The organism is Odoribacter splanchnicus DSM 20712 (genome assembly GCF_000190535.1).
Taxonomy (GTDB): Bacteria; Bacteroidota; Bacteroidia; order Bacteroidales; family Marinifilaceae; genus Odoribacter; species Odoribacter splanchnicus.
This window is the reverse complement of sequence record NC_015160.1, coordinates 2,762,331-2,779,932: the sequence shown is the minus strand read 5'-3', so window position 1 is coordinate 2,779,932 and position 17,602 is coordinate 2,762,331. Positions and strand designations below refer to the sequence as shown.

The 17,602-nt window shown below is 42.1% G+C and carries 28 protein-coding genes; 26 read left to right on the top strand and 2 right to left on the bottom strand.

Annotated elements, in window-relative coordinates; genetic code table 11:
- Position 1: 1 nt before the first annotated feature.
- The 25 genes from rpsC to ODOSP_RS11600 all read left to right on the top strand — a co-directional run bounded on the left by rpsC (position 2) and on the right by ODOSP_RS11600 (position 14,263).
- Positions 2-736: a 30S ribosomal protein S3 gene (rpsC, locus tag ODOSP_RS11720; RefSeq protein WP_013612517.1), complete on the top strand. Its 735-nt coding sequence runs from the start codon at positions 2-4 to the stop codon at positions 734-736.
- A gap of 30 nt (positions 737-766) precedes the next feature.
- Positions 767-1,189 (top strand): 50S ribosomal protein L16, encoded by a 423-nt coding sequence (rplP, locus tag ODOSP_RS11715; RefSeq protein WP_013612516.1) that lies wholly within the window; start codon positions 767-769, stop codon positions 1,187-1,189.
- Between the two features lie 40 nt (positions 1,190-1,229).
- The gene (rpmC, locus tag ODOSP_RS11710; RefSeq protein WP_013612515.1) at positions 1,230-1,430 is read left to right on the top strand and encodes a 50S ribosomal protein L29; all 201 of its coding nucleotides are present in this window, start codon (positions 1,230-1,232) and stop codon (positions 1,428-1,430) included.
- A 4-nt stretch (positions 1,431-1,434) separates the two neighbouring features.
- On the top strand, positions 1,435-1,692 hold the full coding sequence (rpsQ, locus tag ODOSP_RS11705) for a 30S ribosomal protein S17 (RefSeq protein ID WP_013612514.1): 258 nt from the start codon (positions 1,435-1,437) through the stop codon (positions 1,690-1,692).
- A 2-nt stretch (positions 1,693-1,694) separates the two neighbouring features.
- Positions 1,695-2,060 carry a 50S ribosomal protein L14 gene (rplN, locus tag ODOSP_RS11700; protein WP_013612513.1) on the top strand — a complete coding sequence of 122 codons (366 nt, stop codon included), beginning with the start codon at positions 1,695-1,697 and terminating at the stop codon, positions 2,058-2,060.
- Between the two features lie 94 nt (positions 2,061-2,154).
- Positions 2,155-2,478, top strand: a complete 324-nt coding sequence (gene rplX, locus ODOSP_RS11695) for a 50S ribosomal protein L24 (protein WP_013612512.1) — start codon at positions 2,155-2,157, stop codon at positions 2,476-2,478.
- A gap of 204 nt (positions 2,479-2,682) precedes the next feature.
- Positions 2,683-3,231, top strand: a complete 549-nt coding sequence (gene rplE, locus ODOSP_RS11690) for a 50S ribosomal protein L5 (RefSeq protein ID WP_013612511.1) — start codon at positions 2,683-2,685, stop codon at positions 3,229-3,231.
- 11 nt (positions 3,232-3,242) lie between these two features.
- Positions 3,243-3,512, top strand: a complete 270-nt coding sequence (rpsN, locus tag ODOSP_RS11685; protein ID WP_013612510.1) for a 30S ribosomal protein S14 — start codon at positions 3,243-3,245, stop codon at positions 3,510-3,512.
- A gap of 21 nt (positions 3,513-3,533) precedes the next feature.
- Positions 3,534-3,929 (top strand): 30S ribosomal protein S8, encoded by a 396-nt coding sequence (gene rpsH / locus ODOSP_RS11680; RefSeq protein ID WP_013612509.1) that lies wholly within the window; start codon positions 3,534-3,536, stop codon positions 3,927-3,929.
- An 18-nt stretch (positions 3,930-3,947) separates the two neighbouring features.
- Positions 3,948-4,502: a 50S ribosomal protein L6 gene (rplF, locus tag ODOSP_RS11675; protein WP_013612508.1), complete on the top strand. Its 555-nt coding sequence runs from the start codon at positions 3,948-3,950 to the stop codon at positions 4,500-4,502.
- Between the two features lie 22 nt (positions 4,503-4,524).
- Positions 4,525-4,881, top strand: coding sequence for a 50S ribosomal protein L18 (rplR, locus tag ODOSP_RS11670; protein ID WP_013612507.1), 357 nt, complete (start codon positions 4,525-4,527; stop codon positions 4,879-4,881).
- 12 nt (positions 4,882-4,893) lie between these two features.
- Positions 4,894-5,400: a 30S ribosomal protein S5 gene (rpsE, locus tag ODOSP_RS11665; protein WP_013612506.1), complete on the top strand. Its 507-nt coding sequence runs from the start codon at positions 4,894-4,896 to the stop codon at positions 5,398-5,400.
- Positions 5,401-5,412: 12 nt separating this feature from the next.
- Positions 5,413-5,595 carry a 50S ribosomal protein L30 gene (gene rpmD, locus ODOSP_RS11660; RefSeq protein WP_013612505.1) on the top strand — a complete coding sequence of 61 codons (183 nt, stop codon included), beginning with the start codon at positions 5,413-5,415 and terminating at the stop codon, positions 5,593-5,595.
- Positions 5,596-5,622: 27 nt separating this feature from the next.
- Positions 5,623-6,069 carry a 50S ribosomal protein L15 gene (gene rplO, locus ODOSP_RS11655; RefSeq protein WP_013612504.1) on the top strand — a complete coding sequence of 149 codons (447 nt, stop codon included), beginning with the start codon at positions 5,623-5,625 and terminating at the stop codon, positions 6,067-6,069.
- Between the two features lie 108 nt (positions 6,070-6,177).
- Positions 6,178-7,518, top strand: a complete 1,341-nt coding sequence (secY, locus tag ODOSP_RS11650; protein WP_013612503.1) for a preprotein translocase subunit SecY — start codon at positions 6,178-6,180, stop codon at positions 7,516-7,518.
- 97 nt (positions 7,519-7,615) lie between these two features.
- Positions 7,616-8,395, top strand: a complete 780-nt coding sequence (gene map / locus ODOSP_RS11645) for a type I methionyl aminopeptidase (protein WP_013612502.1) — start codon at positions 7,616-7,618, stop codon at positions 8,393-8,395.
- A gap of 25 nt (positions 8,396-8,420) precedes the next feature.
- Positions 8,421-8,642: a translation initiation factor IF-1 gene (infA, locus tag ODOSP_RS11640; protein ID WP_013612501.1), complete on the top strand. Its 222-nt coding sequence runs from the start codon at positions 8,421-8,423 to the stop codon at positions 8,640-8,642.
- A 108-nt stretch (positions 8,643-8,750) separates the two neighbouring features.
- Positions 8,751-8,867 carry a 50S ribosomal protein L36 gene (rpmJ, locus tag ODOSP_RS11635; protein ID WP_013612500.1) on the top strand — a complete coding sequence of 39 codons (117 nt, stop codon included), beginning with the start codon at positions 8,751-8,753 and terminating at the stop codon, positions 8,865-8,867.
- A gap of 30 nt (positions 8,868-8,897) precedes the next feature.
- Positions 8,898-9,275 carry a 30S ribosomal protein S13 gene (gene rpsM / locus ODOSP_RS11630; protein WP_013612499.1) on the top strand — a complete coding sequence of 126 codons (378 nt, stop codon included), beginning with the start codon at positions 8,898-8,900 and terminating at the stop codon, positions 9,273-9,275.
- 12 nt (positions 9,276-9,287) lie between these two features.
- Entirely contained in the window at positions 9,288-9,680 is a 393-nt protein-coding gene (rpsK, locus tag ODOSP_RS11625) for a 30S ribosomal protein S11 (protein WP_013612498.1), read from the top strand.
- A gap of 115 nt (positions 9,681-9,795) precedes the next feature.
- Positions 9,796-10,404 carry a 30S ribosomal protein S4 gene (gene rpsD / locus ODOSP_RS11620; RefSeq protein WP_013612497.1) on the top strand — a complete coding sequence of 203 codons (609 nt, stop codon included), beginning with the start codon at positions 9,796-9,798 and terminating at the stop codon, positions 10,402-10,404.
- 18 nt (positions 10,405-10,422) lie between these two features.
- The gene (locus ODOSP_RS11615; RefSeq protein WP_013612496.1) at positions 10,423-11,415 is read left to right on the top strand and encodes a DNA-directed RNA polymerase subunit alpha; all 993 of its coding nucleotides are present in this window, start codon (positions 10,423-10,425) and stop codon (positions 11,413-11,415) included.
- A 4-nt stretch (positions 11,416-11,419) separates the two neighbouring features.
- Positions 11,420-11,932, top strand: a complete 513-nt coding sequence (rplQ, locus tag ODOSP_RS11610; protein ID WP_013612495.1) for a 50S ribosomal protein L17 — start codon at positions 11,420-11,422, stop codon at positions 11,930-11,932.
- A 67-nt stretch (positions 11,933-11,999) separates the two neighbouring features.
- On the top strand, positions 12,000-13,100 hold the full coding sequence (locus ODOSP_RS11605; protein ID WP_013612494.1) for a hypothetical protein: 1,101 nt from the start codon (positions 12,000-12,002) through the stop codon (positions 13,098-13,100).
- A gap of 47 nt (positions 13,101-13,147) precedes the next feature.
- Positions 13,148-14,263, top strand: coding sequence for a TolB-like 6-bladed beta-propeller domain-containing protein (locus ODOSP_RS11600; protein WP_013612493.1), 1,116 nt, complete (start codon positions 13,148-13,150; stop codon positions 14,261-14,263).
- 14 nt (positions 14,264-14,277) lie between these two features.
- Here ODOSP_RS11600 and ODOSP_RS11595 read toward each other — a convergent pair whose 3' ends face one another.
- Positions 14,278-14,886 carry a DUF4923 family protein gene (locus ODOSP_RS11595; RefSeq protein WP_013612492.1) on the bottom strand — a complete coding sequence of 203 codons (609 nt, stop codon included), beginning with the start codon at positions 14,884-14,886 and terminating at the stop codon, positions 14,278-14,280.
- A gap of 233 nt (positions 14,887-15,119) precedes the next feature.
- On the opposite strand from ODOSP_RS11595, the gene eno reads away from it, so the two are divergent.
- Positions 15,120-16,412 (top strand): phosphopyruvate hydratase, encoded by a 1,293-nt coding sequence (eno, locus tag ODOSP_RS11590; protein ID WP_013612491.1) that lies wholly within the window; start codon positions 15,120-15,122, stop codon positions 16,410-16,412.
- Positions 16,413-16,535: 123 nt separating this feature from the next.
- Here eno and corA read toward each other — a convergent pair whose 3' ends face one another.
- Complete coding sequence (corA, locus tag ODOSP_RS11585; RefSeq protein ID WP_013612490.1) at positions 16,536-17,597, bottom strand: magnesium/cobalt transporter CorA; 1,062 nt, start codon at positions 17,595-17,597, stop codon at positions 16,536-16,538.
- Positions 17,598-17,602 lie beyond the last annotated feature (5 nt).

Sequence of the window (17,602 nt, the reverse complement as noted above, 5' to 3'; positions counted from 1 at the left end):
CATGGGACAAAAATGTAATCCAATAAGCAATAGATTAGGTATCATCCGTGGATGGGATTCTAATTGGTTCGGCGGCAAGAATTACGGTGACAAACTGGTAGAAGATTACAAAATCCGTAAATACCTGAATGCCCGTCTTGCAAAAGCCGGAATCGCAAAAATCGTTATCGAGCGTACGCTGAAGCTCATCACTATCACGATCAATACCGCCCGTCCGGGAATTATTATCGGTAAAGGCGGTCAGGAAGTGGATAAACTGAAAGAAGAGCTGAAGAAAATTACCGATAAAGAGGTTCAGATCAATATCTTCGAGATCAAACGTCCGGAATTGGATGCTGTGATCGTTGGAAATAACATAGCTCGTCAGTTGGAAGGCCGTGTAGCATACCGCCGGGCTATCAAAATGGCAATCGCTTCAACCATGAGAATGGGTGCCGAGGGAATCAAGATCCTGATTTCAGGACGTCTGAACGGTGCTGAAATGGCACGTGCCGAGATGTTCAAAGAAGGAAGGACTCCGCTGCACACTTTCCGTGCTGACATCGATTTTGCACAGGCAGAGGCCCTGACCACTTATGGTCTGTTAGGTATCAAGGTATGGATCTGTAAAGGTGAAGTTTATGGAAAACGTGAACTCGTTCCGAACTCACTGCTCCAGACCCGTGACAACAGCCGTCCTGCATCAGCTGGTAAAGCTGACGGGAAAAAAGGCGGTTTCAGAAAGAAGAAAAAGTAAGTAGTCTTTTAATTTAATAAACGAAGAGCTATGTTACAGCCGAAAAGGACTAAATTTAGAAGAAGCCAGAAAGGTAGGATGAAGGGGAATGCCCAGAGAGGTAATCAACTTGCATTCGGATCTTTCGGTATTAAGGCGTTAGAAGAAAAATGGATCGAAGGACGCCAGATAGAAGCTGCCCGTGTTGCAGTAACCCGTTACATGCAACGTCAGGGACAGATTTGGATTCGTATATTCCCCGATAAACCGATTACCAAAAAACCTGCCGAGGTACGTATGGGTAAAGGTAAAGGTAACCCAGAGGGATTCGTAGCACCTGTAACTCCGGGAAGAATTATTTTCGAGGCTGACGGTGTTCCGTATGCAGTGGCAAAAGAGGCTTTACGTCTTGCAGCACAGAAATTACCTATTACGACAAAGTTTGTGGTTAGACGTGATTATACAGAAGAATAGTCTTCCGGCTATTAAGTTTAAAAATTAATTTGTCAGAGAGATGAAAAATTCAGAAATTATTGAAATGACCACAGCTGAACTTATTGAACGGGTAGAGACTGAAAAAGCAGCCCTCAATAAGATGACGATGAATCATACCATTACGCCGATGGAAAACCCGATGCAGATTCGTGCTGCCCGTAAAACCATCGCTCGTATGATGACAGAAATACGTAAGAGAGAATTAACTGAAAAGAAGTAAAGCAATGGAAGGAAGAAATCTTAGAAAAGAACGTATCGGTCTGGTACTGAGCAATAAGATGGATAAAACTATCACCGTTGCTGTACATTTTAAGGAGAAACACCCGATTTACGGTAAGTTCATTAAAAAGACCAAAAAGTTCACCGCTCATGATGAAAAGAATGAGTGTAATATCGGTGATACCGTGAGAATTATGGAAACCCGTCCTTTAAGTAAAATGAAGAGATGGAGATTAGTTGAAATCATTGAAAGAGCGAAGTAATCATGATACAACAGGAAACCAGATTAACAGTAGCAGACAACAGCGGTGCTAAAGAAGTGCTTTGTATCCGTGTTCTTGGAGGTTCCAAGAAAAGATATGCACGCGTAGGCGATAAAATCGTTGTTGCTGTAAAAAGTGCCCTGCCTAGCGGTGAAATTAAAAAGGGTACTGTCAGCAAAGCTGTGGTTGTACGCGTAACCAAGGAATACAGACGTCCCGATGGTTCTTATATCCGTTTTGACGACAATGCCTGTGTATTGTTGAACAATGCCGGTGAAATGAGAGGAACCCGTATCTTCGGACCTGTAGCCCGTGAAGTTCGTGAAGGTTATACGAAAATCGTTTCGTTAGCCCCCGAAGTACTTTAATGTCAAATGTCGAATGTCAGAAAGTCGAATGTTCGGGAATGAGAATTTTTAAACTCTTGACTTTTGGACTTTCGACAATTAAAAAAGTAAAGAGATGAATAGAAAATTTCATATTAAAAAAGGCGATTTAGTACAGGTGAACGCTGGGGAAGATAAAGGCAAACAGGGAAAGGTACTGGAAGTTTTTCCGGATAAGGAAAGAGCGATCGTTGAGGGAATCAACATGATCAGCAAACATACCAAACCGAATGCTAAATATCCGCAGGGTGGTATCATCAAGCAAGAAGCTCCGATCCACATCTCTAACCTGAACGTGATCGATCCGTCTACCAACAAACCGACCCGTATCGGCCGTAAAAAGGACGAAAAAGGTAACTTGGTGAGATATGCTAAAAAATCAGGAGAAATCCTGAAATAAGACCTGATTTACGATTCCGGATTTACGATTATAGTGAAAAAACACTCTGATCGTAAATCAATATCGTAAAGCAAGAATAAAAATGGGATTTACGAAGTGATATAATCCAAAATATTTTATACCTTTGCCGCCTGAAAATCTGATTTTTCGGTCGACTATTGTGTGTAAAATCGTCAATCGTGAATCAAAATTATAATTAAATAGATGAAATACGTACCAAATCTTAAAACAAAGTATAACGAAGAGATTGTACCGACTTTAATGAAAGAATTCGGATACAAGTCAGTTATGCAGGCTCCCCGGCTGGAGAAGATAGTAATCAATCAGGGAGTGGGTTCAGCTATTCAGGATAAGAAGATCCTGGAATTTTCATTGAATGAGATTACTGCGATAACAGGTCAGAAAGCTGTTGTAGGTAAATCGACAAAAGACGTATCTAACTTCAAATTGCGTAAAGGCATGCCGATCGGTGTGAAAGTGACTTTACGGAAAGAACGTATGTACGAATTTCTGGAAAGATTGATCTGTAGTGCCCTGCCGCGTATCCGCGACTTCAAGGGGATCAACAGTAAGCTGGACGGAAAAGGCAACTATACATTAGGTCTTGAAGAGCAGATCATATTCCCTGAAATTGTGATGGATTCCGTTCACAAAATCATGGGTATGAACATTACATTTGTGACTTCGGCTAATACCGACGAAGAAGGTTTTGCTCTGCTCAGAGAGTTTGGATTACCGTTTAAAAAGAACTAAAAACAAGCGAAATGGCAAAAGAATCAATGAAAGCCCGTGAGGTGAAGCGTGCAAAATTGGTAGAAAAGTACGCTGCGAAACGAGCAAAATTAAAAGAGGAAGGTGACTATGCTGCACTGAGTCTCCTGCCTAGAAACTCGAATCCGATCCGTTTGCACAACCGTTGCAAACTGACTGGACGTCCCAGAGGTTATATGAGACAATTTGGTATCAGCCGTATCCAATTCCGTGAAATGGCTTCACAAGGGTTGATACCGGGAGTTAAAAAGGCTAGTTGGTAATATTAAAAAAAACGAAAAGAGATGACAGATCCAATAGCAGATTTCCTTACCCGCATTCGGAATGCGGTAAGTGTTGGTCATAAAGTGGTTGAAATCCCGGGTTCTAAAATTAAACTCGAAATGACCAAAATCCTGAAAGAAAAAGGATATATCCTGAATTATAAGTTCGAACAGGAAGGTGCAAGAAGCAATATCAAAATTGCATTGAAATATCATCCCGAGACGAAAGTATCGGCCATCAAATCGCTGGTACGTGTGTCAAAACCGGGTTTACGTCGGTACACTAATGTGGAAGAAATGCCACGTGTATTGAACGGACTGGGTATTGCCATTTTGTCTACCTCAATGGGATTGATGACTGACAAAGAAGCTCGCCAGCGGAATGTAGGCGGTGAAGTATTGTGTTATGTGTATTAATTTTAAAGTGAAGAAGAAATGTCACGTATAGGGAAATTACCGATTCATATACCACAAGGAGTTACTGTAGCAGTAAGTCCTGATAACACCGTCACAGTCAAAGGTCCGAAAGGACAACTTTCTCAGCAGGTAAGTGCTGATCTGACTGTTACCGTTGAAGAGAACGAAGTGCATGTAGCACGTCATACAGAAGATAAAGAACACAAAGCACAGCATGGTCTGTACCGTGCATTGCTTCATAATATGGTTGTAGGTGTTTCTGAAGGTTATACCATCAAACAAGAATTAGTAGGTGTTGGTTTCCGTGCTAACGCTGAGGGTCAGGTTCTCGAACTGGGACTGGGATATTCTCACTCTATCTTCTTGCAATTACCGGCAGAGGTGAAAGTTACAGCCGTAACTGAAAAACGTGCTAACCCGATTATTACGCTCGAAAGCTGTGACAAACAGTTGATCGGTCAGGTAGCTGCTAAAATCCGTTCTTTCCGTAAACCTGAGCCTTACAAGGGTAAAGGTATTCGCTTCGTTGGTGAAGTGGTTCGCCGGAAAGCAGGTAAGTCAGCTAAAGTTTAATTACTAAAGGAAGTAAAAAGTTATGGCTTTAACGAAAGAAGAAAGAAGATTAAGAATAAAACGGAGAATTCGGAAGATTGTCTCCGGGACAGCTGAACGTCCACGTATGAGCGTTTATCGTTCAAATGCGCAGATATCTGTACAGCTGATCGACGATAAAGCAGGTAAGACTTTATTATCTGTTTCATCTTTGTGCAAGGAAATTGCTGAGAAGAAAGGCAACAAGACCGAACAGGCTGCTTTCGTAGGGGCTGCTGTAGCAGAAAAAGCTAAAGCTGCCGGTATCGAAGCTGTTGTTTTCGACAGAAACGGTTATTTGTATCACGGTAGAGTAAAAGCATTAGCTGATGCTGCCCGTAACGGAGGTCTTAATTTTTAATAAGTTAGCGGAATGGAACAAAAAGTAAATAATACTGACTTGGAATTAAAGGACAGATTGGTAGCTATCAATCGTGTGACCAAAGTTACAAAAGGAGGTCGTACATTCAGTTTCGCAGCTATCGTTGTGGTAGGTGACGAAAACGGAATCGTAGGCTGGGGATTAGGAAAAGCAAACGAGGTGACTACAGCTATTTCTAAAGGAATCGAAGCTGCTAAAAAGAACCTGATCAAAGTACCTGTATTGAAAGGAACTATTCCTCATGAGCAGGTAGCTCGTTTCAGCGGTTCTGAGGTTTATATGCAACCCGCTTCTTCCGGTACCGGGCTGGTAGCCGGAGGTGCTATGCGTGCTGTTTTGGAAAGTGCCGGTATTCACGACGTATTGGCTAAAAGTAAAGGTTCGTCCAACCCTCACAATTTGGTAAAAGCTACGATAGCTGCATTGAAAGAAATGCGTGATGCCCGTACGATTGCCGCTCAGAGAGGCATTAGTCTGGATAAAGTGTTTAACGGTTAATATTTGAGGATCATGGCAAAGATTAAAATCACACTTGTAAAAAGTAAAATCGGTAGCGATAAAACTCAGGTAGGCACTATTCAGGCTTTGGGATTGAAGAAAACCAACAGCAGTGTTGAGAAAGAAGCTACTCCGCAGATCCTGGGAATGGTGGCAAAAATCAGCCATCTGGTTCGTGTGGAAGAAGTAAAATAAGTATAAACATTTTAAGAACGAAATAAAATGGATTTAAGTAGCTTAAAACCGGCCTGCGGATCAACTCATCACGAAAAAAGAATTGGTCGCGGACAAGGTTCCGGAAAAGGAGGTACTTCTACAAGAGGACATAAAGGAGCTAAATCAAGATCGGGTTACCATACGAAGATTGGTTTTGAAGGTGGTCAGATGCCTCTGCAGAGACGTGTACCGAAATTCGGCTTTAAGAATATCAATCGTGTAGCCTATAAAGCTATCAATGTAAGCATGTTGCAGGCTTTAGCTGAAAGAGATAATCTGGAGAAAATCGATCGGGATATTCTGATTGCAGCCGGATTGCTCAATAAGAATGAATTGTTGAAAGTTTTGGGTGACGGCTCAATCAGTGCTAAACTCGAAATTACAGCAAATGCATTCTCTAAGTCAGCGATTGCTGCGATCGAGGCTGCCGGTGGCTCTGTAGTCGTTTTGTAAAACAAAACGAGTTTATAAAGTTCATAAAGTTCATAAGTTCATAAGGTAATTTTAACTTTGTAACTTTTAAACTTTATAAACTTTATAAACTTATAAATAAAAGAACTTATGAAGTTATTTGATACATTAAAGAACATTTGGAAAATTGAGGAATTGAAAACCCGGATTCTGACAACACTCGGGTTGATTCTCGTTTACAGACTTGGAACAGAGGTGGTACTACCGGGTATCGACCCTGCCGGATTAGCCGCTTTAAAACAGCAGACTTCGAGTGGTGTGCTGGGATTGCTGGATATGTTTTCGGGAGGTGCATTTTCGAATGCTTCGATCTTTGCCTTGGGAATTATGCCCTATATCTCTGCTTCTATCGTAGTTCAGTTACTGGGAATTGCGGTTCCTTATTTTCAGCGTATGCAGCGTGAAGGGGAAAGTGGACGGCGTAAAATCAACCAGATTACCCGTTATCTGACCATTATCATTCTGATATTACAAGGTTCTGCGTATCTTACCAACTTGCATGCACAGATTCAGCCCGAATTCTTTCTGATAAAAGGGGCTTTCTTTACAATCTATTCCGTAATTATCCTGGCTGCGGGCTCTATGTTCGTTTTGTGGTTGGGTGAAAAAATTACAGATAAAGGTATTGGAAACGGTGTTTCTATCATTATCATGATTGGTATTATCGCCCGTCTGCCGTTTGCATTCTTTGCCGAACTGACTTCGCGTGTTAGTCAGCAAGGTGGCGGATTGGTGGCATTCCTGATCGAGATTATTCTGCTGTTTTTCGTATTCTGCGGTACGATCCTGCTGGTACAAGGAACCCGTAAGGTGCCTGTACAGTATGCAAAACGTATTGTCGGAAACAAACAATATGGTGGAGTACGTCAGTATATCCCTCTGAAGATTAATGCTGCAGGGGTTATGCCGATCATTTTTGCTCAGGCAATTATGTTGTTACCGATTTCTTTTGTGAATTATGCAGCTTCTGAATCGTTATCCGGTTTTGCAACTGCTTTTTCTAATTTCACCGGTTTTTGGTATAACTTCACTTTCTTTATCCTGATTGTGGCATTTACGTATTTTTATACGGCGATTACGGTTAATCCGATGCAGATGTCCGAGGATATGAAGAAGAACGGTGGATTTATTCCCGGTGTGAAACCCGGACGGAAAACAATGGAGTTCCTGGATACCATTATGTCACGGATTACTTTACCGGGATCTATATTCCTGGGAATAGTTGCCATATTACCGGCTTTTGCAACCATTGCCGGAGTGAACCAACAGTTTGCTCAGTTCTATGGCGGTACTTCCCTGTTGATTTTGGTCGGAGTTGTTTTGGATACTCTACAACAGATCGAGTCGCATTTGTTGATGCGTCATTACGACGGATTGATGAAAACAGGACGAATTAAAGGGAAGACTCCCGGTGGACCGGCTGCCTATTAATAGTGAATGAGTTGCTAAGTTACTGAGTTCAGAAAAACTTAGTAACTTTGTGACTCAGCAACTTAGAAACTTGAAATATTTTTTGTAATTTTGCGGCATGATTTTTGTAAAAACCGGAGAAGAGATTGAACTGTTAAGAGAAAGCAACCGATTGGTAGGGATGACTCTGGGCGAGATGGCAAAGCATATTCGTCCGGGGATTTCTACATTAGAGCTCGATCGTATTGCAGAGGAGTTTATTCGTGACCACGGTGCAGAGCCCGGATTTTTGGGTTACGGTGGTTTTCCGAATACGCTTTGTATTTCTGTAAATGACGTTGTCGTGCACGGTATTCCCTCTGAAAAATGTGTTTTACAAGAGGGGGATATTGTTTCCATCGATTGTGGCACTTTGAAGAACGGTTTTTACGGTGATAGTGCCTATACCTTCGAGGTTGGGGAAGTGGATGAAGAAATCCGGAAGTTATTGCGGGTGACGAAAGAAAGCCTTTATAAAGGAATCGGAAAAGCTGTTGCGGGTATGCGGATCGGAGATATAGGACATGCAGTGCAATCCCATTGTGAGGCCGAAGGTTATTCGGTGGTGAGGGAGATGGTAGGACACGGAGTAGGACACGATTTACACGAAGAGCCTCAGGTGCCTAATTATGGCCGTCAGGGGCAGGGGGTAAAACTGAAAGAAGGGATGGTGATCGCTATCGAACCGATGATCAATTTGGGTAAAAGGCATATTTATCAGGAAGCCGACGGATGGACGATCCGGACAAGGGACAAAAAGCCGGCAGCTCATTTCGAGCATACCGTAGCCGTAGGGAAGAATGGTGCGGATATTTTGTCTACGTTCGAATATGTCGAGCAAGTATTGCATAAATCGTAAATCATAAATCATAAATTAATTGTTTATGGCAAAACAGCCGTCAATAGAGCAGGATGGAGTAATAACAGAAGCATTGTCGAATGCCATGTTTCGGGTAGAATTGGAAAATGGACATGTGATTACAGCCCATATTTCCGGCAAGATGCGTATGCATTACATTAAGATACTTCCTGGCGACCGGGTACGTGTGGATATGTCCCCTTACGACCTGACAAAAGGTAGAATTACATTTAGATACAAAAACTAAAATTTAATTTTTGATTTACGGTTTTTGATTTCGGATTTAGCTGTATGGCTTTTGATTGAAAATCGTAATGCGTAGATCATGAATCATAATAATTCAAATTAAAGGACCATGAAGGTAAGAGCGTCAATCAAGAAACGTAATGACGATTGCAAGATTGTAAGAAGAAAAGGCGTTTTGTACGTCATTAACAAAAAGAACCCTAAGTTTAAAATGCGTCAGGGTTAATCATTAATCTAGTTAAATTAAAAAAGATTTATGGCAAGAATCGTAGGTGTAGATTTACCCTCAAACAAAAGAGGAGAAATAGCCTTGACCTATATCTATGGTATAGGTAGAAGTAGTGCACGTGCTATCCTGAGTGAAGCCGGCATCGATTATGACCTGAAGGTGAAAGACTGGAACGACGACCAGCTCGGGGCTGTACGAAAAATCATTGGAACAGAGTACAAAGTCGAAGGTGAGTTGAGATCAAGCGTTCAGATGAACATCAAACGACTGATGGATATCGGTTGTTACCGGGGTATCCGTCACCGTTTAGGACTGCCCGTAAGAGGACAGAGCACGAAGAACAATGCCCGTACACGTAAGGGTAAGAAGAAAACTGTTGCTAACAAGAAAAAAGCAACTAAATAATTGAGTTGAATTATGGCAAAGAAGTCTACATCAAGTAACAAGAAGCGGCTGGTTAAAGTAGAAGCCGTGGGACAAGCACACGTTCATTCCTCATTTAACAACATCATCATTTCTTTGACCAATTCTACTGGTCAGGTGATTTCATGGTCTTCCGCCGGAAAGATGGGTTTCAGAGGATCTAAAAAGAACACTCCGTATGCAGCTCAGATGGCAGCTGCCGATTGCGCTAAGGTCGCATTCGATCTGGGGATGCGTAAAGCTAAAGTATATGTTTCCGGTCCGGGTAATGGCCGTGAATCAGCCATTCGTTCTATTCACGCCAGTGGTATCGAAGTAGCTGAAATCATCGATGTTACCCCGCTTCCACACAATGGTTGCCGGCCTCCGAAACGCAGAAGAGTGTAATAAAGCTAAAAGCTAAAAGCGAAATGCTAAAAGCAAGAAAAGGCCGAAAGCCTGTAGCTTATAGCTTGTAGCCTATAGCTTATGAATGTTGTGTAAATTTAAAGAATAGAAACAAATGGCTAGATATACAGGACCTAAGTCTAAAATAGCAAGAAAGTTCGGTGAGCCTATTTACGGACCGGATAAGGCACTGGAACGGAGAAATTATCCGTCAGGACAGCACGGTTTGGCTCGTCGCAGAAGAAAAATCTCTGAATATGGTGTTCAGTTGAAAGAAAAACAAAAAGCAAAATATACCTATGGTTTACTGGAAAAACAATTCCGTATCCTGTTTGAAAAAGCAGAACGTGCAGGAGGTGTTACCGGTGAAGTATTGTTGCAGATGCTCGAATGTCGTCTGGACAATGTCGTATACCGTTTAGGTATTGCTCCTACCCGTGCTGCAGCACGGCAATTGGTTTCTCATCGTCATATCACGGTGAACGGTGGTGTTTGTAACATTCCCTCAGCAGCTGTTAAAGCTGGGGATGTCGTTGCAGTACGTGAGAAATCCAAAGCTCTTGAAGTGGTAGCAGATAGCCTGCGTAGTAACCGTGTCAGCAAATATTCCTGGTTGGAATGGGACGGAGCTTCTATGAGTGGCAAACTGTTGAACGTGCCGGAAAGAAGCGATATTCCGGAAAACATTAAAGAGCAGTTAATCGTAGAATTGTATTCTAAGTAAAAAAAATTAAAGATATTTATGGCAATATTAGCTTTCCAGAAACCGGACAAAGTAATCATGCTCGAATCGACAGACAAATTCGGAAAATTCGAATTTCGTCCGTTAGAGCCAGGTTACGGAATCACAATTGGTAATCCGTTACGCAGAATCCTACTGTCTTCATTGGAAGGCTTCGCGATTACCGGAATCAAAATACATGGTGTAGAACATGAGTTTGCCACCATCCCCGGGGTGATCGAGGATGTTACCGAGATTATCCTGAATCTGAAGCAGGTTCGGTTCAAGAGAAAAGTGGAAGATGTAGAGGATGAGAAGCTGACGGTTCTGATCAACGGTCAGGAAGCTTTTAAGGCAGGGGATATCAACAAATTCCTCACAGGATTCGAGGTGCTCAATACTGAACTCGTCATCTGCCATATGGACCCTTCTGTTAATTTCCAGATGGAAATTACGATCCAGAAAGGGCGCGGTTATGTTCCTAGTACAGAAAATATGCCGGCAGAGGCCGAAGCGGGATTTATCCCTATTGATGCCATTTATACTCCGATCCGGAATGTAAAATATGAAATTGAGAACTATCGTGTAGAAGGTAAAACCGACTATGAAAAGTTGTTGTTTGAAATTGAAACCGATGGCTCTATCGCTCCTACCGATGCTTTGAAAGAGGCTGCGAAAATTCTGATTCATCACTTTATGTTGTTCTCGGATGAAAAGATTTCTTTGGAATCTGAAGACAAGTACGGTAATGAGGAATTCGACGAAGAAGTGCTTCATATGCGTCAGCTGTTGAAGACTAAATTAGTCGATATGGACTTGTCAGTGCGTGCATTGAACTGCCTGAAAGCTGCCGAAGTAGAAACACTCGGGGAATTGTGCCGCTTCAATAAGAACGACCTGTTGAAATTCCGCAACTTCGGTAAGAAGTCGCTGACCGAACTGGAAGCTCTGTTGGAAAATAACAACCTCGAATTCGGTATGGATGTTACAAAGTATAAATTAGATAAGGAATAACATCATGAACCATAAGAAGAAATTTAATCATCTGAGCCGGACCAGTGCACATCGGAAAGCCATGTTGTCCAATATGGCCGCTTCTTTGATTCTCAACAAGAGAATCAGCACGACAGTGCCTAAGGCTAAAGCGCTCAAAATATATGTTGAGCCTCTGATCACTAAAAGTAAAAACGATAACACCAATTCTCGCCGTGTTGTATTTAGTTACCTCGGACAGAAAGAAGCCGTTACCGAATTGTTTAGCGAAGTTGCTCCGAAAATCGTGAACCGTCCGGGAGGTTATACCCGTATTCTGCGTACCGGTAATCGTATCGGTGATAACGCTGAGACTTGTATTATCGAATTGGTAGACTTCAATGCCACTTATACTGAAGTTAAACAGGAAGTGAAGAAAACAACTACCCGTCGTCGTCGTTCTTCAGGCGCTAAGAAAGCTGAAGCTACCGGGGCTGCAGTAGTTGAAGAAGCTCCGAAAGCAGAAACTCCTGCAGAGGAAGCTCCTAAGGCTGAATAATTCTTTTACAGGAATTCAGATAGAAGGCGGATCCTGAAGATCCGCCTTTCTTTTTAAATACAAAGCCATGAAAATCTTTTCTCTTTTTTTCTTGCTTTTATTTTTTTTCGCTTGTACGCAGCAGCAAAACGACAGCGAAGTGGTTTTAGCTGCAAGTCCGGAACAAACGCTGGATTTGGAAGGTGAAATATTACCTATACAGGAATTGATACCGATGAGTATCTGCCGTCTCGATACTTTTTTGGTGATTCTGAATATGGAGGAAGAGAAAATAGTGAGGGTGTATCATGCGGATACCTACCGGTTTTTAGGGGCCTTTCTGGAAAAGGGAAGAGGGAGCGATGAAGTGATTACCTGCCGTAAAATATGGGCGGCTCCCTGGAAAGGTAAAATGAGATTATGGCTACAGGCTCCGTTGAATTTTGTCGGAGTCGTCGATTTGGAAAGTTCATTAAAAACAGGTAAACCTTGTTGGAAACAACAGTATAAATTGGGGAGGTACGTAAAAAGTGATCATTTATACCGTTCAGTTTTTCCTTTGAATGATTCTGTTTTCTGGATATCGTGTGCCGAAGAACCTTCGTGGCTTTACCCGGAAGGGACATTGAAAAAAAATCCGGATGGTAGTTATACCGTTATTTCTGAAAAAGGGGTACAGAGTTTTCCTCCGAAAAACTTGTATTGGCTGGAATTCAATTACGCTTCTTCTCAGGCACAAGATACTGTTTGGTATACGTCTTATACCGATTTACAGTATTTCGACCGGATTTTTTCAACCGAAGAGGCGATGTCACCGGATCAGCATAAGATTGTCGTGGCTTTTCAGCTGATGAATCAGATGTTGTTCTTTGACCGGAAGAAGCTTACTTCAAAGTGGCTGACTACTTCGACTGAATTACCTTTGCCCCACACAACCGATGGACAACATTATTCCGGGGTTTGCTGTACCGATAAGACAGTACTTGCATTTCGGGCTTTTCCTTTGCATCCGGATGGCAGAAAAAGAGAACGTAACATCTCCGTCTTTGACTGGAACGGCAAATTCAAATATCTACTGAATATCGAACACCCCCTGAAAGCTCCTTTTTTCGATGCAGAAAAGGGATTTCTTTATGCTACGGACGATGAAGACCGTATCCGGAAGTATGCTGTCGGGGAATTTCTTTAATCACATCGGAAATTATATATTTGCTCATTATAATTAAAACCGGATTTATGAAGATTTTCTACCTGCTTTTTCTAGTTTTTCTTTTTATGAGTTGTGCAGAACGGGGTAATGAAGAGAAGAAAGTAATGATTTTAGGGGTAACACCTGAACAAATAGTCGAGTTGAAAGGAGAGGAATTACCTATACAGGAATTGATCCCGACGAGTATCTGCCGTCTCGATTCTTTTCTGGTGATACTGAATATGGAGGAAGAGAAAATAGTGAGGGTATATCAGGCGGATACCTATCGGTTTTTAGGAGCCTTTTTGGAAAAAGGACGGGGAGATGATGAAGTGATCAGCTGCCAGGAAATATGGGCAGCTCCCTGGAAGGGAAAAATGAGGCTGTGGTTGAAAGCTCCCCAAAATTTCATAGGAGTCGTCGATTTGGAAAGTTCTTTAACAGCAGGTAAACCTTGTTGGGAAAAGCAATATAAATTTATGGATCGGGGTATGGCCGATTTCTTATACCGCCCGGTTTTTGTCTTGAACGATTCGGTGTTTTGGATTTCCCGTGCCGAAAGGCCTTATGATATTATACCGAATCAGAATATTAGAAAAAATGCTGATGGTAGTATACGGATTCTGTCTATGCAGGGAACGACGCATGTAGGAGGTAAGAATTTGTATTGGTTGAGCTATAATTATGCTTCCGCTACCGTTTTAGATAGCGTATGGTATACCGATTATGACGACATCCGGGATTTTGATCAGCTTTTTCTCGGGGATGAAGCGATGTCGCCCGATCGCCGGAGAATAGCGGTGGCCTTTCGTAATATGAATCAGATAATACTATACGATTCAAAAATGCAAAACTTCCGTTGGCTGACAACGGGTAACGAATTGCCGTTATTGAATTCTTCCGAGTCATTCGGGGAAAATTATTCTGGAGTCGATTGTACCGATAAAACGGTTTTTGCCTACAGAGCTTTTCCCGAGGATCCGCGGCGTCCGGGCAAACTTGGCTTTTCGGTGGAGGTATTCGATTGGGAAGGGACTTTTAAATTTCAACTCAAACTTTCCCATCCCCTTAAATATCCTTTTTTGGATGCAGAGAAAGGTTTTTTATACGCTACGGATGAAGAAGACTGCATCCGGAAGTATGATGTCAGGGATTTTCTATAGTGGCCGATGCCCGGTTATTTTTGCAGGTCGAATCCGAGCATCATGCCGTCGTATTGTTGGGCTACTTTGTTGACAGCCGATAAAGTACTGCTCTTTGAATAACCCGACAGTAAAGTGACCAGTTTTAGTAATCGGTCGGCATTGAAGAGGAAAGTCGTGCCGTCTTTCTTTCCCGATAGTTGTACTTCGGTGTTTAATAAACCGAAATAACTTAACGTCAAAATTTGATTAGAGCTATCATAAGCATAGGTACCTTTCAATTCCTTTTTCCCTATTTGGCAGGTAAAGGTGGAATCATGGTTGAAAGTGTATGAGAAATTGCCGGTTCTGATTCCTGCTTTTTCATAAGCTTTTTCGAGTTTGCCTTCCATTGTTTCACCCAGGGCTATACCTCCTGCCTTTTGGAGTAATTCCTCACTTTTAAATTGGCAGGCTGCTCCTTTGTATTGCCAGGTCCCCTGCAAGTCTTCGAATTTGAGTGCTGTCGCTTCCTTTACGGCATCGATGACTTTTTGTGCTGTTTCTGATTTTAGGATGTCTTTCAGGCTCTGTGCTTCTGTTTTTTCCGGGAGGATGAAAAGTAAAGCCGAGACTATAAATAAGGTAACCGGGATCTTTTTCATATCTTTTAGATTATTTTTTGCAAAGATATAAGCTTCCTTCTTTATTTGATAAAATAACCGACAATTTACCGGATTTTATAGACTGAAATAATCATACAATAGATACAGTTTATGTTTTATGTAAATTTTATAAATGAAAGTTAATTCTTCATTTTTAATTCTTCATTCTTCATTCTTTTGTCGTAACTTGTGTCAGCAAAATAAAATGTATAATTTAAAATTACGACAAAACGATGACACATATTGTAGATATTACAGGTCGCGAAATATTGGATTCCCGCGGGAATCCGACAGTAGAAGTAGATGTAACTCTGGAAAACGGAGTGATGGGGCGTGCAGCTGTTCCTTCGGGAGCGTCGACAGGCGAACATGAAGCTTTGGAATTGCGCGATGGGGATAAATCCCGTTATCAGGGGAAGGGTGTATTGAATGCTGTCAATAATGTCAATACAGTGATTGCCGATGCTTTGCTGGGATTCGATGTTACCGACCAGGCAGCAATCGACCGGTTGTTGATCGATCTGGACGGCACGAAGACAAAATCCAATTTAGGAGCCAATGCCATGTTGGGCGTATCTTTGGCTTGTGCAAAAGCTGCTGCCGGCGCTTTGGAAATTCCTTTATACCGCTATATCGGCGGATGCAATGCAAAAGTATTGCCTGTGCCGATGATGAATATTATCAACGGAGGTTCCCATTCCGATTCTCCTATTGCTTTTCAGGAATTTATGATTCGCCCGGTGGGAGCGAAAACCTTCCGGGAAGCTGTTCGGATGGGAGCAGAGATTTTCCATACCCTCAAAAAAGTATTGCATGATCGGGGATTGAGTACGGCTGTAGGAGATGAAGGTGGTTTCGCACCTACCTTGAAAGGTACGGAAGATGCCTTGGAATCTATTATCGAAGCTATTAAAAAAGCGGGTTACAAACCAGGCGAAGAGGTGATGATCGGACTTGACTGTGCTTCTTCGGAGTTCTATAAAAACGACATTTACGATTATTCCATTTTTGAAGGGCCGAATGGAGCGAAACGTACTTCTACCGAGCAGGTACTTTATCTGGAAGAGTTGATCGATAAATACCCGATCGATTCAATTGAAGACGGTATGGCTGAAAATGATTGGGATGGCTGGGAAATGCTGACTGCAAAAATCGGTGATCGTTGCCAGTTGGTTGGAGACGATCTGTTTGTGACTAATGTCGAATACCTCAAGAAAGGGATCGAATTAGGATGTGCCAATTCGATCTTAATTAAAGTGAACCAGATCGGAACGCTAACCGAAACACTGGATGCTATAGAAATGGCTCAGCGTGCAGGGTATACGACCGTGACGTCCCATCGTTCGGGTGAAACAGAAGATGCTACCATTGCAGATATTGCCGTCGCAACAAATTCCGGTCAGATTAAAACCGGTTCGATGAGCCGTTCCGACCGTATGGCGAAATACAATCAGCTTCTGCGTATTGAAGAAGAATTGGGTGAAGATGCTGTGTTTGCCGGAAAGAAGTTCAATCTTAAGAAATAATACGAACGAAATAACGTATCCGGTTTTTTTAGTTACAGAGGTTACAAAGGTGAAAAGGGGTTCGGAAGTTTATCCCTAAGCCTTGTAACCTCTTGTTAATTGTATATTGAAAACAAATGGCTGTCAAAACCATCTTTTCCGTTTGAAGAAAAATAGCATCAGGATAACGATAGCGATCATGATCCCCCACAGGATAAAATAGGCATAGCGGTATCTGAGGAAAGGGATATAGTCGAAATTCATTCCGTAAACTCCTACGATAAAGGTGAGGGGGATGAAAATAGCTGAAAAGATCGTCAGCACTTTCATGATGTCGTTGACGTTATTACTGATGGTAGCATTGTAGCTGTTTTGTTGGTCGGAAAGCATGGTGTAGTAGATTTCGATAGCTTCCAGGGCTTGGGTAACCAAACCTTCCAGATCGCGCAGATAGTTGTAAGTATGATCGTTGATCAAGTCGGAATCGCAGGTGACGAAACGGGTCATGAGCTCTTTTACAGGACGGACATTATTCCGGACATAAGATAATTCGGTCTTATAGTGGTAAATATTCTCGACAAGCTCCTTCCCTGATGTGAGCAATAATTTTTCCTGTTCCTCGATCACATTACCTAATTTTTCGATATTCAATATATAATTATCGACCAAGGTATCGATCATCGCATAGCAGAGATAATCGGAGGATAAACTTCTGATTTTTCCTTGTCCGGCATATATTCTTTTCGAGACATCTTCGAAATACTCGTTATCCGTTTCCTGAATGGAAATCAGGTAATTTTTCCCGACAATCAACGAGATCTGATCGATCTGAACCTTACGGAGTTCTCGGTTGAAATTCAGGGATTTCAGGATAACGAACAAATGCTTGTCGTCTTCGATAAATTTGGGACGTTCGTCCGTATTCAGGATGTCTTCCAGGATCAGGGCACTGATGTCGAATTTCTTTCCGAGTTTGCCGATCAGGTTGGTATCCTGTAAGCCGCGCACGGAAATCCAGACCACATGGTCGTCGGAAAGGTATTCGGAAATCTTATCCAAAGCTTTCACTTCCCCTTCTTTGACATATTCGGCATTGTATTGGGTTACCCGAATGCAGCTGTAATCCATCTTTTGCCGGCCGATAAAGATCAGTGAACCAGGAGCAGCTCCCTTGGATTTTTGTTTATCTTTTAAAAAACGAGCCATAAATC